General features: G+C 31.0%; 15 protein-coding genes and 1 pseudogene. 15 read left to right on the top strand and 1 reads right to left on the bottom strand.

What is annotated here, in order from left to right; translation table 11 throughout:
* The 4 genes from B2671_RS04295 to B2671_RS04280 all read left to right on the top strand — a co-directional run.
* A partial coding sequence (locus B2671_RS04295) for a methyl-accepting chemotaxis protein (protein ID WP_346869309.1) occupies positions 1–511 on the top strand: 511 nt, incomplete at its 5' end.
* Positions 512–920: 409 nt separating this feature from the next.
* Positions 921–1475 (top strand): sigma-70 family RNA polymerase sigma factor, encoded by a 555-nt coding sequence (locus B2671_RS04290; RefSeq protein ID WP_346869308.1) that lies wholly within the window; start codon positions 921–923, stop codon positions 1473–1475.
* Positions 1476–1492: 17 nt separating this feature from the next.
* Positions 1493–2518 (top strand): DUF4652 domain-containing protein, encoded by a 1026-nt coding sequence (locus B2671_RS04285; protein ID WP_346869307.1) that lies wholly within the window; start codon positions 1493–1495, stop codon positions 2516–2518.
* Positions 2519–2678: 160 nt separating this feature from the next.
* Positions 2679–3995, top strand: a complete 1317-nt coding sequence (locus B2671_RS04280) for a tetratricopeptide repeat protein (RefSeq protein WP_346869306.1) — start codon at positions 2679–2681, stop codon at positions 3993–3995.
* A gap of 201 nt (positions 3996–4196) precedes the next feature.
* Here the strand turns inward: B2671_RS04280 and B2671_RS04275 are convergent, their stop codons facing one another.
* Positions 4197–5207, bottom strand: a complete 1011-nt coding sequence (locus tag B2671_RS04275; protein ID WP_346869305.1) for a hypothetical protein — start codon at positions 5205–5207, stop codon at positions 4197–4199.
* Between the two features lie 188 nt (positions 5208–5395).
* Between B2671_RS04275 and cdaA the strand changes: the two genes are divergently transcribed.
* The 11 genes and pseudogenes from cdaA to B2671_RS04220 all read left to right on the top strand — a co-directional run bounded on the left by cdaA (position 5396) and on the right by B2671_RS04220 (position 15884).
* Positions 5396–6244, top strand: coding sequence for a diadenylate cyclase CdaA (gene cdaA / locus B2671_RS04270; RefSeq protein ID WP_035133386.1), 849 nt, complete (start codon positions 5396–5398; stop codon positions 6242–6244).
* Complete coding sequence (locus B2671_RS04265) at positions 6214–7452, top strand: CdaR family protein (protein WP_346869304.1); 1239 nt, start codon at positions 6214–6216, stop codon at positions 7450–7452. Before cdaA ends, B2671_RS04265 begins: the two co-directional genes overlap by 31 nt.
* Complete coding sequence (locus tag B2671_RS04260) at positions 7442–9043, top strand: NAD(P)/FAD-dependent oxidoreductase (RefSeq protein WP_346869303.1); 1602 nt, start codon at positions 7442–7444, stop codon at positions 9041–9043. Before B2671_RS04265 ends, B2671_RS04260 begins: the two co-directional genes overlap by 11 nt.
* Before the next feature lie 279 nt (positions 9044–9322).
* Positions 9323–10414, top strand: coding sequence for a butyrate kinase (gene buk / locus B2671_RS04255; RefSeq protein ID WP_346869302.1), 1092 nt, complete (start codon positions 9323–9325; stop codon positions 10412–10414).
* An 18-nt stretch (positions 10415–10432) separates the two neighbouring features.
* Positions 10433–11336, top strand: a pseudogene (gene ptb / locus B2671_RS04250) (phosphate butyryltransferase).
* Positions 11337–11350: 14 nt separating this feature from the next.
* Entirely contained in the window at positions 11351–12421 is a 1071-nt protein-coding gene (gene buk, locus B2671_RS04245) for a butyrate kinase (protein ID WP_346869301.1), read from the top strand.
* 9 nt (positions 12422–12430) lie between these two features.
* Complete coding sequence (locus B2671_RS04240; protein WP_346869300.1) at positions 12431–13108, top strand: ATP-binding protein; 678 nt, start codon at positions 12431–12433, stop codon at positions 13106–13108.
* A gap of 193 nt (positions 13109–13301) precedes the next feature.
* Positions 13302–13493, top strand: coding sequence for a 4Fe-4S dicluster domain-containing protein (locus B2671_RS04235; RefSeq protein WP_346869299.1), 192 nt, complete (start codon positions 13302–13304; stop codon positions 13491–13493).
* A gap of 33 nt (positions 13494–13526) precedes the next feature.
* Positions 13527–14597 carry a 3-methyl-2-oxobutanoate dehydrogenase subunit VorB gene (locus B2671_RS04230; protein WP_346869298.1) on the top strand — a complete coding sequence of 357 codons (1071 nt, stop codon included), beginning with the start codon at positions 13527–13529 and terminating at the stop codon, positions 14595–14597.
* Positions 14597–15349, top strand: coding sequence for a thiamine pyrophosphate-dependent enzyme (locus B2671_RS04225; RefSeq protein WP_150845908.1), 753 nt, complete (start codon positions 14597–14599; stop codon positions 15347–15349). Before B2671_RS04230 ends, B2671_RS04225 begins: the two co-directional genes overlap by 1 nt.
* Before the next feature lies 1 nt (position 15350).
* On the top strand, positions 15351–15884 hold the full coding sequence (locus tag B2671_RS04220) for a 2-oxoacid:acceptor oxidoreductase family protein (RefSeq protein WP_346869297.1): 534 nt from the start codon (positions 15351–15353) through the stop codon (positions 15882–15884).
* Positions 15885–15926 lie beyond the last annotated feature (42 nt).

Below are 15926 nucleotides of genomic sequence, written 5' to 3'. Positions count from 1 at the left end.
ACTAGCTTTAAATGCATCTATAGAAGCAGCTAGAGCAGGTGAGTACGGTAAAGGCTTTACTGTGGTTGCAAATGAAGTTAGAAATTTAGCGGAACATTCAAGAGTTACGGTAGAAAATATGCAACAGGTAATTAAAAATGTTAAGGAATCTGTAGATACTCTATCTATAAGCTCCAATAAGATTTTAAAATTTATAGATGATATAATAATTAAAGACTATAAAAAAATGTACATCATGGGGGAACAATACAATAGAGATTCTATAATTATTAATGAGTTAATAGAAAAATTTAATCACATAGCAAAAGAATTAAAGGGTGTTGTATCTACTATAACAAGTTCCATGGTAAATATAAGTGATACAGTAAATAAAGGAGCAACAGGTATAGTTGAAGTTGTAGAAAAGACCAGTTGTTTATACATTAATATTGGAGAGATCGAAAGTCAGATGTTGCGAAATGAAGAAAGTGCTAAGGGATTAAAAGTAATTATATCTAAATTTATAATATAAGTTATATAGTAAAGTTTTCATTATAAATTATTAATGAAGACTTTTTATTTTATATTGCAATTAGCATTTATATTATAATTAGCATTTATATTACAATACAAAGTAGGAATAAAGATTTTATTTACAGTCCTACTATGATAACATATAAGGAGAGCGTAAATTATTTACTTAGGAGGTTTTTCAATGTCTAAGTTAAAAGATCCTTTTAAGAATGTATGAAAAAGAGAATATAATGGAGGCAAGTATGCCTATAATACCACATTAATAGCAGGAATTATAATAATAAGTATGTTATTTATTATATTAATTTGTCTGTCCTAATATTATAGTAAAATTTTTAGTCAATTTATTAATAAAGTAAACTTTATTAAATTAATATCGTATTATTTATATAAAGAGAGGGAAGAAGATGAAGGAATCGCAAGGAAGAGCTCCTGTAGAAGATGCCATTCTTGTAAGAAATGTATTAAAGGGAGACGTAGATAGTTTTCAAGTTATAGTTGAGAGATATCAGCTTAATATACTTAGATTTATTTATGGAATGATAAAACAGAAGGAAGCAAGTGAGGATATTACTCAAGAGGTATTTATAACTGTATATAATAAATTAGATATGTATAATAATAAATATAGTTTTATAAATTGGGTTTTGCAAATTGCAAAAAATAAAACCATAGATTATATGAGGAAATATAGAAAGGTTTATGAAAGTGATATTGATGAAGCCTATAATGTATCATCTTCTGAAATGGGGCCGGAAGAATCTTTAGAATATTTAGAAGTAAAAGAAAATGTAAATAAATATATAAAAACTATAGATGAAGTTGATAAGCAAATATTAAATTTAAGGTATTCTCAGAATTTAACTTTTAGAGATATAGGTGAAATTCTAGATATTACAGAAACTACTGTGAAAAGGAGATACTATAAAGTAAGAGATGGATTTAAAGTCTTTTGCAAGTAAGGTTAGGAGGAGTCACAATGAAATGTAGTCAGTTCAAAGATAAGTTAACAGAATATATTGAAGAAAATTTGTCAGCTGAAGCAGATGAAGAAATGAGGAGTCACCTTTTAACCTGCCAAAGTTGTAAAGATGATTATGGCAAAGGAGTTTTAGAATATAAAACTTTTAAAGAAGCCTTTTCTTATGAAAATATTAACTTTAAAAACTCTACAGAAAAAATAATGGAGAGTATAGATAAAAATAAATATACAAGGGGGAGAAGAGGAATGAAAAGAAAATACAAAGGAGCATTAGCTATTGCAGCTACATTTTTATTAGGGGTTATAGTTACTCCTGTAGCTATGAAATTAATGGATGGTAAAGAAATATTTTCAGCAGCTTCATCAAGAAAGGAAGAGCATTCTACTAAGCAAGAAAATATAGTTAAATCTGAAATGGCAGAAGAAAACAACAGTAATGAACCTATAGAAAGTGTTCCAGAGACATCATCAAATGAAGAAAAGACTAGTGATGATATAAAGAAATCAGCAAATGTGAATATTGTTGACTTATATAGTAAAGCAGAAGTGACTATGTCTAAGGAGTTGACATTTAATACATCATTTATAGCTACGGAAGATGGTAAATATGAAGCCAGTATAGAAGGTAAAGGAGAAAAGGCTATAGAAGAGGGAATAGGTATACTTTATGTAAAAGATACGTCCACAAATAAGATGTATGAGTATACTGCAACAGAGAAAGAAAGTCAGCAATCACCACTATCAATAAGTTGGTATGATGATACTCATCTTATGATAGTTCATGGTTTAGGATATGGAACATTAGTTAATGGTGAACGTATTATAATCTTAGACGTAACCACAGGTGAACAAATGCTTATAGCTACGGCTAAGGATAAAGAACGATTTGTATCTATAACAAGAAAAGATGATAGCTTAATATTAAAATATGTTCTTTATTTAGATGACATGATGAATGATAAAGAAGATAAATCTAAAACTTTTGATAATTATATTCTTGGAGATGTAATAGAAGTAGAATAAGATAGTGTATTGCAACTAAAGGTTGCAATACCTTTTTTCTTATTCATAGTTATTGATAATAAAACTAATAACATGATAAAATTAGTTGTAAAAAGATATATAGTAATAGATACTATAAGTTATATAATAAGTTATAAAATAAAATATAAGTGGTGAAGTGATGGTTAATATAAATAAGACTTATAAAAAGGCAATGGACTTTTATTGTGATGGAAGATTAGATAAAGCATTAAATTATTGTAATAAGGTATTAAACAAAGATAGAAGTCATTCTCCTACATTGAATTTAAAAGGACTAATATATTATATTCGTGGACAATTAGAAGAAGCAAAGACTTTTTGGAAGCTAAGCTATAAATTAAATGGAGATATGGTATCTAAAAAGTATTTAGATGATTCTAGACATGATGAAGGAGATGTATACATATTTAGTCAAGGGGTACATCTATTTAATGAATTTAAGGTAAAAGATGCTTTGAGGTGTTTTCTAAAGTGTGAAAGTTCCCATTTTAACAGTATAAATCTTTGGAAATACATAGCTAAGTGCCATATGCAATTAGGTCAGCATAATAAAGCTGTTAAATATATAGAAGATGTATTAACTATTGATAAATATAATCTAGAAGCTTTAAGCTTAAAAAAGCAGTTAATAGAATTAAATTTTATACCCAAAGAGACTAGAGTAAAATTTAAGAAGTTTATGGTGGTATTAGGAACAAGTGTATTTGCAGTGTGTATTGTATTATTAATAGGCATTGGAATATTTAAAGGATACAACAAAACTAATCAATGGTTACAAATTAAACAAGAAAAAAAGAATGAAGCAATTAATAAGGATAAAACAAATTTAGACAATTTCCAAGGAAATAGTGAAAAAATAGAGGGGAATTCTCATAAAGAATCAGAAAGTGATGAAACTAAAAAAGAAATAGAAAAAAATGAGAGTTCTAATATTGAAAATGAAAGTTTTAATGTAAGTACATTAAAATCCTACGTAAAGGCGAAAGACTATGAAAACATTATTAAATACATAGAAAAATATGATATAGAAGGTTTAAGTATAAATGATAGGAACATAGCTCAAAATGCAGTAACTTTAATAAAGGAAAAAGGAGTATTGTCCTTATATGAAAAAGGAGTTAGTTATATTGCAGATAAGAAGTATGATAATGCAATAAAGAACTTAACCTTAGTTTATAAATATAGTGAGGGTATATATCTAAATGAACATATACTATTTATGATGGCCAGTTCCTATGAAGGTTTAGAAGATATAGAAAATGCAAATAAGTATTATGAGATATATGTAGATAAGTATGAAAAGAATGGTTCATATATAGAACAATGTCTTTACTCTCTAGCAATAAATAATGAGGGAATAGATAAAGAAAAGTCAAAAAAATATGCTGAAATTCTTACTAATAGATTTAGCAAATCAGAATATAACAATAGCAGAATAAAGGCTATATTAAAATAAGACTTATATTTATATCATAAATAGAGAGAATGGACTACTTTATAGCTCCATTCTCTCTATTTTTATTTTAAAGTTATTAGACTTCTATTCTAGTAGGATTAACTCTATTAAGGGTATCTATGTGATATGGAGATATAATAATGATGTTACAGAAAAGTAAAAGAATCAAAATGAATTTTTTCATATAATTCATCTCCTTTTTCAGTAATTGCTATTTAGGTTATTATACTCCTTAGTAAAATTTTTATACATTTTTTCTATTTTATCATAGGTTTCATTACTTAAAACATAAAGTGAGTCCATAAAATCTTCCTTTACATCCTTACTATCTCTACGAACTTTTTCAGTTAAAATAGCATATTTGATTTCATATAAGTAATCATTATATGAGGATACAACTTCCGTAAAATCTTTATATAGTGATGAAAAATCATCAGGTATGGACATTTGAGATAAAACATTTTGTACTGAAGCTAATTTTTCAGAAGTATCATCTATATTAGAAATTAAAAGTTCATAGGTCATATTGCCACTACGACATTTTAATACATCTTCATAGAAGTTATATTTTAAGCTATCTAGGGATATAACTAACTCTCTTAAAGTATGAATAAATTTAGTAATATCTGCTGATTTTAAATCAGATATTTTCTTTAAATTATTAGAAGATATACAATAGTCTATAGTTGAATCAATTACTGAATACATAGGAATACCTAAATCATAATTATAATCTTTTTTTAGATTGATTAAGTCATAATAGGTCTCTGTAGCATCTCTGAAGGCTTTTAAATTATTAGCTGCTAGCTGAATATCACTTCCGTTAGGATTTTTCAGCATTGCTTCAAGTTGCTCTATAATGAGAATATTTTCATTTAGGCCCTTAGATAAATTTTTATAGTTTTCTGGTGAAATTACTTCTTTAGCAGAAGGGTTTGAATTTAAATCTATAGATATATCTATCAAGTCAGCTTTTATTTGGGGTAAAACACTAAGAGCTTTTTCAACATCTATATTATTATCTATTAGGGTTTTACAGCTATTATTAACCTTCCATATAGATTTCATAGTGTTAGAAATATATCTTTCTTCTTTATTAAAAGAAAACTTACTGAAAAAACCATAACTCATAAAAAACAAAATTATACCTATAATAAAAAAACATAAATATTTCATTACTATGTTGTCTATTTTAAATTTTTTTTCACTCACTTACAGCATCCCCCTTTGTATTTGCAAAAAATATATTATAATTCTTTATATTAAAGTTAAAACTAAAATATTCGTGGTTATTAACATTTATTTAATTAAAATATTTTTGTTCTAAAAATTAAAATTTATATTACAAATAGAAGTATTGGTGTATAATTAAAATAGTATTATCGTTAGGTGGTGACTATATGGAAAGCTTTAATGCACTCATAAATATTTTTAAGGGAATGACTATATTTTCTCTAATTGACATTATTGTAGTTTCTTTTATATTTTATAAAGGTTATACACTAATAAAAGAGACAAGAGCAGAACAATTATTAAAAGGAATTGTACTTATATTTTTATTAATACCAGTAAGTGATGTTTTAAACTTAACAACCCTAAATTGGATATTAGAGAATACTTTAACAATTAGTGTTATTTCTATTATAATTATCTTTCAGCCTGAAATTAGAAAGGCTTTAGAACATATTGGAAGAACTTCTTTTGTAGATAAAATAATTTATGAAGATGAAGAAGTTATGAAGAGTGTGGTTAATGAAATAGTAGATGCTGTGGAAGTATTGGCTGAAGATAGAGTTGGAGCACTTATAATAATAGAACAAAAGACTGGTCTTGGAGATATTATAAACACGGGAACTAAAATAAATGGTGATGTATCTTCAGCATTGCTACAAAATATTTTTGTTGTAAATACTCCACTTCACGATGGTGCCACTATCATAAGGAATGATAAGGTTGTAGCATCAGGTTGTTTTTTACCCCTTACCAATGATGATAAGTTAAATAAACAGTTAGGCACAAGGCACAGGGCTGGAATAGGAGTTACAGAGGTAGCAGACTGTATAACTATTATAGTTTCAGAAGAAACGGGGGTAATTTCTTTAGCTATAAATGGAAGATTACTTAGAAATTACGATAAAGATAAACTAAGAAATGTACTACTTAAAATAATGAAGAGTAGACAAAATAGAAAAGAATCATTTAAAGAGAGGGTAAAGCTATGGATAAGCAAAAAAGACAAGACATCATAATAAGAATTTGTTGTGTAATAGCAGCACTAGTATTGTGGATGTATATTCGTAGTAGCGAAGACCCTGTCACTACTAGTGTAATAAAATATGTACCAGTAAAGATACTAAATGAAGATACTCTTGCAGATAGAGATTTAGTACTAATACCAAATCAAGATTTTTATATAAATTTAACAGTAAAGGCTCCGGCATCTACAATTAAAGATTTAGATAAAAAAGAGTTCACTCTAGTAGCAGACCTTCAAGGGTATGCACTAACCCCGGGAGAAAATAAAGTTCAAGTTAAAGTAAAAGAAGCAATTCCTGGAGTTTCTGTTGTAAACTCTGATGGTCTTCTAATGAAAGTAGATGTGGATACTTTAGCAGATAAATATGTAAATGTAACATCTGGGATTGTAGGTGAAGTAGCGAAAGGATATTATAATGATGATTCTGTAATATCACCTAATTCTGTAAAAATTTCAGGACCACAAAGATATTTAGATCAAGTAGTAGGAGCAGTAGCCCAAGTAGATATAACTAATGTAAGTTCTGATATAGATAAAAGCTGCAAGGTTACTTTAGTAGATTCAGATGAAAGGGAAGTTACTGGACTATCTGTATATCCAGAATATGTACAGGTAAAAATCCAGGTGAAAAAAGGAAAATATTTGGGGATAAATGTACAGACTACTGGAACAGCAGTACCAGGCGTAACTATAGTAAGTATGGAAGCAGCACCAAAGAGTATAGAGGTAGCTGGTGCAAGTGAAGTAATAGATAACATAAAAAGCATTAATACAGCACCTATAAATATTAGTAATATAACTGAAAGCACTACGGTAGATGCAAATCTAATAATGCCGGAAGGTGTACACAGTGTAAATAGTGAGAAAACTGTAAAAGTCAAAATTACAGTTAAAAAAATTAGTGAAAAGGCTTTAAATATACCGATAAACTATACTAATTTGGGAGAAAAACTTATACTAGAAAATTCAACTCCAACATTAAAGTTAGTTATTACAGGAGAAGAGAGTGAACTAAGTAAAATCAGTGAAGACAAACTTAAGGCTACAGTAGATTTGAAAAGTTTAACAGAAGGCTCCCATGAAGTTAAGATACAATTAGCAGGAGTACCAAATACAGTACAAGTTAAGAGCCAAACACCTGAAAATATAACTATAACCATAAAAGCCAAAACAGAGGAGACGGGTAATAATGACGGTTAAGATAAATAATTTAGTTTTAGGAATAAGGGAAGATAGTTTAGCCAACTTAAAATCAAAGGTGGCTAATAAACTTAGAATAAAAGAAAGTGATTTTAAATCCTTTAAAATTACTAAGGAATCTATAGATGCTAGAAAAAAATCAGAAATAAAAATAAATTATGCTGTAGAAATTGAATGTGATAATGAAGCCAAAGTAATAGCTAGAGTAAATAGTAATGATGTTAGATTAGGGGGAGATAATTATAAAGCTGATTTTGAAATTGGAACAAAGAAGCTAGAGAGTAGACCTATAGTAGTAGGAATGGGACCAGCAGGGCTATTTGCAGGACTTCTTTTAGCTGAAAAGGGATATCACCCTCTTATAATTGAGAGAGGTGAAGATGTAGACAGTAGAACTAGAACTATAGATGGCTTTTGGAATAATAGGATACTTAATACAGAAAGTAATGTTCAATTTGGAGAAGGTGGAGCTGGTACTTTTTCAGATGGAAAGCTAACAACTAGAATTAAAGATCATAGATGTGGATATGTTCTAGAAAAACTTGTTTTAGCAGGTGCACCAGAAGAAATTACATATATGGGAAAGCCTCATATCGGAACAGATATATTAAAAAATGTAGTGAAAAATATAAGAGGAAAAATTAAGGAATATGGTGGAGAAGTAAGATTTTCATCTAAGCTTGAAGATATATCAATAAGAAATGGTAAAATTTCTGAGATAGTAGTAGAAGGTGAACATATACCTTGTGATAATCTTATACTTGCTACAGGTCATAGTGCTAGAGATACTTATGAAATGCTATTTTCTAAAGGTGTTTCTATATCTCCAAAACCTTTTGCCATTGGTTTTAGAGTTGAACATTTACAGCATATGATAGATGAAAATCAATATGGTAAATATGCAACTCATCCAAAACTAAGAGCTGCAGATTATAAACTAACCTATACTAGTAATAAATTATCTAGATCTATATACAGTTTTTGTATGTGTCCAGGTGGTCAGGTAGTAGCTTCAGCATCAGAAGAAAATACTGTAGTAGTAAATGGTATGAGCAATTATAAGAGAGATGGGATAAATGCTAATTCTGCTTTAGTAGTATCAGTAGCCCCTAGTGATTTTGACGGGAATACTCCATTAGGGGGAATTGCTTTTCAAAGACGTTATGAAGCTTTAGCTTATGAAGTTGGAGGAAGAAATTATAATGCCCCTGTTCAGCTTGTAAAAGATTTTTTAAATGACAAAGTATCAAAGAATTTTGGAAAGGTGAAACCAACATATACTCCGGGAACTGAATTTGTAGATTTAAAAAGCTGTGCACCAAATTTTGTTGTAGATGCTATAAAAGAAGCATTACCTGTATTTGATAGGAAAATACCAGGATATGCAGGAGAAGATGCAATATTAACAGGTATGGAAACAAGGACTTCTGCCCCTGTAAAAATAAATAGAAATGAAAATTATGAAAGTGTTAATGTTAGAGGGTTGTATCCAACGGGTGAAGGTGCAGGATATGCAGGTGGAATTGTGTCAGCAGCAGTAGATGGACTTAGAGTGGCAGAACAGATTATCAGAGAATATTCACCAAAATAAAACAAATAGAAACTTGATATTTATATTGTCCATTGATAATATAATATTTAAGAAGATTATTTTATCCATTCTTCTTTTCTTTTACGGGGATATGCGTTTGCAGCAAGAAGTGAAGATAGGATTTAGGATAAACAGATTTCTTAGAGCCTTTGCTCATTAGAGATTATTATCCTTTAGGATAAATTTTGCTAAGATTTAGAAATATGTAAATTTTATATACTTCTGAATCTAACGCAAAAATATTAAAGCTAATATAAATATTTATGTGGAGGTATAGTGATGAGGGAAGATAAGCAAGTATTAGTGATTAATCCAGGATCGACATCTACGAAAATAGCTGTATTTTTGGGGGAGGAATGTATAGCCTCAGCTAGTTTATCTCACAGTGCAGAAGAAGTGAAAAAGTATTCTCATATATGTCAACAAAAGGACATGAGAACGGAAGTCATATATAATTGGCTTAATGAAAACGATTATTCACTTGAAAAGTTCGATGCTATAGTAGGTAGAGGTGGACTTTTAAGACCTATGCCAGGAGGAACTTATAAGATAACTTACAAGATGTTAGACGACCTTATTGTTGGGTTTCAAGGACAGCATGCTTCAAATTTAGGTGGAGTTATTGCCTTTGAAATTGCAGAGAAAGCAGGAATACCATCTTATATAGTAGATCCTGTTGCTGTTGATGAAGTTGACGAAATAACAAGAATATCAGGTATGGAAGATATATCTAGGCGTTCTCTTGTGCATGCTTTAAACATTAAAGCTGTAGTAAGAAAAGTATGTGCTGATAAAAACTTAGATTTTGAGAAAAGTAATTTCGTAGTAGCACATATAGGTGGAGGAATAACTGTATCGCCAGTAAGAGGTGGCAGAATAATTGATTGCAACAATGCAAATGAAGATGGACCTTTCTCACCAGAAAGAACAGGAGGTCTTCCAGTAGGAGATTTAGTGAATCTTGCCTTTAGCAATAAGTATACAATGCAAGAATTAAAAAACAAAATTACAAGAGAAGGTGGATTAGTAGCTTATCTTGGAACTAATGACGGAAGAGAAGTTGATAGACGTATCGATGAAGGTGATAAAAAGGCAGAATTAATATTAAGAGCTATGGCATATCAACTTAGTAAAGAAATAGGTGGAATGGCTACTGAACTATGTGGTAACATTGATGCTATAATTTTAACTGGTGGAATAGCTTATAATAAAAGAGTTACTAACTGGATTACTGAAGATGTAAAATTTATTGCACCTGTAGAAATTGTACCAGGTGAAAATGAAATGTTAGCCCTTGCAGAAGGAGCATTAAGGGTATTAAATGGTGAAGAAACACCAAAGGTATATGACGATGAAGTTAAATTTGATTAACATTTGGGGGGAATTATAATGATTAAAACATTTGATGAGGTAATTTCTAAGGTTAAATCTCAATCAATGAAGAAAGTAGCAGTAGCAGTAGCACAAGATGAACCAGTACTTGAAGCTATAAGAGATGCTAAAAAAAATGGCATTGCAGATGCAATCTTAGTTGGAGATAAGGAAGAAATAATAAAAATTGCAGAAACAATTGGAATGAACATAGATGAGTATGAAATTATAGATGAGAAAGATGTAAACAAGGCATCTATAGAAACTGTTAAACTTGTATCTTCAGGTAGAGCAGATATGATGATGAAGGGTTTAGTTGATACAGCTACTTTCTTAAGAGCAGTACTTAATAAAGAAGTAGGGCTTAGAACAGGAAAACAGATGTCACATATTGCAATATTCGAAGTTCCTGGCTATGATAGATTATTATTCGTAACAGATGCTGCTTTTAATATGTATCCAGAGCTTAAAGAAAAGATAGATATTATAAAAAATGCAGTTCAAGTAGCTCATGCTCTTGAGAATAACATGCCAAAGGTAGCACCAATTTGTGCAGTTGAGGTTGTAAACCCTAGTATGCCAGCTACACTGGATGCTGCAAACCTTTCCAAAATGAATGAGAGAGGTCAAATTAAAGGTTGTATAATTGATGGACCATTAGCTCTTGACAATGCACTTTCAAAAGAAGCAGCAGCACATAAAAAAATATCAGGTCCAGTAGCAGGAGAGGCTGATATATTATTAATGGCAAATATAGAAGCAGGAAATGCTGTTTATAAATGCTTAACATATACTACAGAGTCTAAGAATGGTGGATTATTAATGGGAGCAGCAGCACCNNGTTATAGTAACATCAAGAGCAGATTCACCAGAGACAAAAATGAATTCTATTGCCCTTGCATCATTAGTAGCAGGAAGATAATAAGGAGGAAGAAAATGGGACATAAACAATTGATAATAAATCCAGGTTCAACATCAACAAAGATAGGTGTATATGATGATGAAAATCCTATATTAGTTGAAACTTTAAGACATTCAGCAGAAGAAATAGGTAAATACAAAGAAATATATGACCAATTAGAATTTAGAAAAGAAGTAATATTACAAGTACTAAAAGAAAAAGGCTTCGACATAAAAGAATTATCAGGAGTAGTAGGTAGAGGTGGACTCTTAAAACCTATCGAAGGTGGAACTTATAGTGTAAATGATGCTATGATTAAGGATTTAAAACAAGGAGTTTTAGGACAACATGCATCTAATCTAGGTGGAATAATAGCTCATGAAATAGCTACAGAAATAAATGTACCGTCTTTTATAGTAGATCCAGTTGTAGTTGATGAGTTAGAAGATGTGGCTAGAATATCTGGTATGCCAGAAATTGATAGAAAAAGTATATTCCATGCCTTAAATCAAAAGGCTGTAGCAAAGAGATATGCTAAAGAAACAAATACTTCTTACGAGGGGCTAAACCTTATAGTAGCTCACATGGGTGGGGGAATATCAGTAGGAGCTCATAAACAAGGAAGAGTTGTAGATGTAAACAATGCACTAGATGGAGAAGGCCCATTCTCACCTGAAAGAAGTGGAGGACTTCCAGTAGGAGATTTAGTTAAACTTTGCTTTAGTGGAAAATACACCATGGATGAAATAAAGAAAAAGATAAACGGTAAGGGTGGAATAGTAGGTTATCTACAAACTAATGATGCTAAACTTGTTGGAGATAGAGTAGCTGAAGGAGACAAAGAAGCTAAATTAATATTTGATGCTATGGCATATCAAGTAGCTAAAGAAATAGGTAGATGTGCTGCAGTATTACAAGGACAAGTTGATGCAATAATACTAACTGGTGGAATTGCATACGGAAAATATATAGTAGAATACATTAAAGAAAGAGTAGAATTTATATCACAAGTAGTTGTTTATCCAGGTGAAGATGAATTACTTGCTTTAGCAGAAGGTGGACTAAGAGTATTAACAGGTCAAGAAGCTGCTAAGGAATATAAATAGGGTGAAGCTATGAGTAGAATAAGGGTTTTTACAGGTCACTTTGGAAGTGGAAAGACAGAAATAGCAATAAATTATGCAATTAAGTTAGCTAAAGAAGGGAAAAAAGTAGCCCTTGTAGATTTAGATATAGTAAATCCATATTTTTGTATTAGAGATCTTACACAGGAGCTTAAGGAAAAATATAATATAAAGGTTATATCTTCAAATCCTGAGTATGTTAATGCTGAACTTATGGTAGTACCAGCAGAAGTTAGAAGTGTATTTAATGATAAAAGTTATGAGGTAATTTTTGATATTGGAGGAGATGATTCAGGAGCAATAGCTCTTGGTCAATATAACAAACATTTTAGAGAAGAACCTTATGATATGTACTTTGTGATAAATGGTAATAGACCATTTACATCTAATGACAAAGATACTATAGAGTTTCTTAGAGATATAGAAAGAGCTTCAAGATTAAAAGTGACTCATCTAATATCTAATACAAACTTATCATATGAAACTACAAAGGAACATATAATTAAAGGGGATATGGAAATAGCAGAGATTTCTAAAGAGTTAGATATTCCTCATGCATATACTGTGTGTTCTGATGAACTTGTAGATGAAGTGGAAGGTAAAGTTTCAGGAAAGATATTCCCGATTCACATATATATGTTGCCACCATGGAAAAAAGATTCAATTTAGCACTAATTATCAAGTGCTAAGTTGACATCTTGTACTAAAAAGTGATAAATTATATATATGTAAACGTATTTATTGTATTATCCTTAGGTATATAGGACAATAAAATGTAAACGTATTACAACGGGTAGTCATCGGATAAACAATATATAGTAAATAAAACATTCTAAACTTTCTATATAAGGAGGTAAGTATTATGGCAAAGGTAACTTTTAGGGAAGAAAGATGTAAGGGATGTGGACAATGTATAATTGCATGTCCAAAACAAATCATAACTTATTCTGAGGAACTAAATGTAAAAGGATNNATCCAGCTACTGTTACAGAAGAAAATATGCCTAAGTGCATCGGTTGTGCATCATGTGGAAAAATGTGTCCAGATCTTGTAATTACAGTGGAGAAATAATAGGGGGGAAAGATTCATGTCAGAAAAAGTTTTAATGAAGGGTAATGAAGCCATAGGTGAAGCAGCTATCCAAGCTGGTTGTCAATGTTTCTTCGGATACCCTATAACACCACAAACAGAAATATCAGCATATCTTTCAAGAAAAATGCCTAAAATAGGTAGAGTTTTTCTACAAGCTGAAAGTGAAATTGCTGCAATAAATATGGTATATGGAGCAGCAGGAACTGGAGTAAGATGTATGACATCTTCAAGTTCACCTGGAATAAGCTTAAAAGCAGAAGGAATATCTTATATAGCAGGTGCAGAACTTCCTTGTGTTATCATTAATATAGTTAGAGGTGGTCCAGGCCTTGGTGGAATTCAACCAGCTCAATCAGACTACTTCCAAGCAACTAAAGGTGGTTCCCATGGAGATTTCAATATGCCAGTATATGCACCATGTTCAATTCAAGAAATGGTAGATTTAGTACAAGATGCTTTCGATGTAGCTGATATGTACAGAACTCCTGTTATGGTTATGGGAGATGGAATGCTTGGACAAATGATGGAGCCAGTAGAGTTTAAAGAAAGAAGTGAAAAAAACCTTCCAGAAAAAGCTTGGGCTGCTAATGGATTAAACGGAAGAGCTAGCCATAATGTAATAAACTCCTTATACTTAAAACCTGAAGGTCTTGAAGCTCATAACTTGAAATTACAAGCAAAATATAAAGCTATAAAAGAAAATGAAACTAAGTATGAATTATATAATTGTGAAAATGAAGTAGATTTAATAATGGTTGCATACGGAACAACTTCAAGAATATGCAAGACTGTTATAAAATTAGCTGAAAAAGAAGGAATAAAATTAGGTTTAATAAGACCAATAACGTTATGGCCTTTCCCAGTAGCTGCTTTTGAAAAAACTGTGGACAAAACTAAGCATGGTTATGCATCAATAGAGCTTAGCTGTGGTCAAATGGTGGAAGATGTTAGACTTTCTGTTGAAGGAAGAAAACCAGTATTCTTCTTTGGAAGATCAGGCGGAATGGTTCCAAGCCCTAATGAAGTCCTTGAAAATGTTAAAAAATTCATAGGAGGTGCTAAATAATGGCAATAGTATTTCAACCAACAAAAGCATTATTAGACGTGCCTACCCATTACTGCCCAGGATGTACTCATGGAATAATCCACAGACTAGTAGGGGAAGTACTTGAAGAATTAAATGTTATAGATAAAACAATCGGTGTAGCTCCAGTTGGATGTTCAGTTTTGGCATATGACTACTTTGCATGTGATATGTTTGAAGCTGCACACGGAAGAGCACCAGCAGTAGCTACAGGAATAAAAAGATCTAATCCTGATAAAGTTGTATTCACGTATCAAGGAGATGGAGACTTAGCAGCTATAGGAACAGCAGAAATTGTACATGCAGCTACAAGAGGAGAGAACATAGTTACAATCTTCGTAAATAACTGTATTTATGGTATGACAGGAGGACAAATGGCTCCAACAACATTACCAGGACAAGTTACAGAAACTTCTCCATATGGAAGAGATGTTAAACTTCAAGGCCATCCAATAAGAGTTTCTGAAATGATATCTACATTAGATGGAGCTTGCTATGTAGAAAGAGTATCAGTAGATAATGTACCACATGTAAATAAAGCTAAAGCTGCTATTAAGAAAGCTTTCCAAAATGCCATTGCTGGAAAAGGTTTTTCAATGGTTGAGGTTCTATCAATATGCCCAACTAACTGGGGATTATCAACTGAAGAGTCACTTGGATGGTTAAGAGATAACATGATGCCATTCTATACTCTAGGTGTTAAAAAAGATACAACAACTGAGGAGGGGAAATAATATGGCATCACAAGAAATAATATTTGCTGGATTTGGTGGACAAGGAATATTATCAATGGGTAAATTCTTAGCTTATGCTGGAATGGATGTTAATATGAATGTTTCATGGTTACCTTCTTATGGACCAGAAATGCGTGGAGGTACTGCAAACTGTTCTGTTATTGTTTCAGACGAAGCTGTTGGTTCTCCAATAGTAACTAACCCTACATCACTAGTTGTTATGAATAGACCTTCCCTTGATAAGTTTGAGAAAGAAATTTTACCAGGTGGACTATTAATATTAGATAGCGACTTAGTTGAAAGACCAGTTGAAAGAGAAGATATTGAAGTTATAAAAATACCAGCTCAAACAGAAGCTGATAGCCTTGGAAGTAAACAAATTGCAAACATGGTGCTTTTAGGAGCATTAGTTGCAAAGACACAAATAGTTTCTATGGAAACTTTACTTCAATCTCTAAGAGATCACGGAAAAGAAAAATTCTTTGAAATCAATAGAAAAGCTTTAGAAATTGGAGCATCATACGTAGTAAAATAAGCTTATTAGCTAAAAGTGGCTTTCGCAAAATATATTTTGCGA

It is taken from the genome of Clostridium sp. UBA5119 (assembly GCF_002414285.1).
In the GTDB taxonomy this organism is placed as follows: domain Bacteria; phylum Bacillota; class Clostridia; order Clostridiales; family Clostridiaceae; genus Clostridium_J; species Clostridium_J sulfidigenes.
The sequence above is the reverse complement of the archived record's forward strand: the minus strand, read 5'-3'. Positions and strand labels throughout refer to the sequence as shown.

Excerpts from the sequence above, each read along its gene's own strand:
- B2671_RS04280 (WP_346869306.1), top strand. The coding sequence starts at position 2,679 with ATGGTTAATATAAATAAGACTTATAAAAAGGCAATGGACTTTTATTGT.
- B2671_RS04230 (WP_346869298.1), top strand. The coding sequence starts at position 13,527 with ATGTCAGAAAAAGTTTTAATGAAGGGTAATGAAGCCATAGGTGAAGCA.
- B2671_RS04240 (WP_346869300.1), top strand. The coding sequence starts at position 12,431 with ATGAGTAGAATAAGGGTTTTTACAGGTCACTTTGGAAGTGGAAAGACA.
- buk (WP_346869302.1), top strand. The coding sequence starts at position 9,323 with ATGAGGGAAGATAAGCAAGTATTAGTGATTAATCCAGGATCGACATCT.
- B2671_RS04225 (WP_150845908.1), top strand. The coding sequence starts at position 14,597 with ATGGCAATAGTATTTCAACCAACAAAAGCATTATTAGACGTGCCTACC.
- B2671_RS04260 (WP_346869303.1), top strand. The coding sequence starts at position 7,442 with ATGACGGTTAAGATAAATAATTTAGTTTTAGGAATAAGGGAAGATAGT.
- buk (WP_346869301.1), top strand. The coding sequence starts at position 11,351 with ATGGGACATAAACAATTGATAATAAATCCAGGTTCAACATCAACAAAG.
- B2671_RS04290 (WP_346869308.1), top strand. The coding sequence starts at position 921 with ATGAAGGAATCGCAAGGAAGAGCTCCTGTAGAAGATGCCATTCTTGTA.
- B2671_RS04220 (WP_346869297.1), top strand. The coding sequence starts at position 15,351 with ATGGCATCACAAGAAATAATATTTGCTGGATTTGGTGGACAAGGAATA.
- B2671_RS04285 (WP_346869307.1), top strand. The coding sequence starts at position 1,493 with ATGAAATGTAGTCAGTTCAAAGATAAGTTAACAGAATATATTGAAGAA.
- B2671_RS04265 (WP_346869304.1), top strand. The coding sequence starts at position 6,214 with ATGGATAAGCAAAAAAGACAAGACATCATAATAAGAATTTGTTGTGTA.
- cdaA (WP_035133386.1), top strand. The coding sequence starts at position 5,396 with ATGGAAAGCTTTAATGCACTCATAAATATTTTTAAGGGAATGACTATA.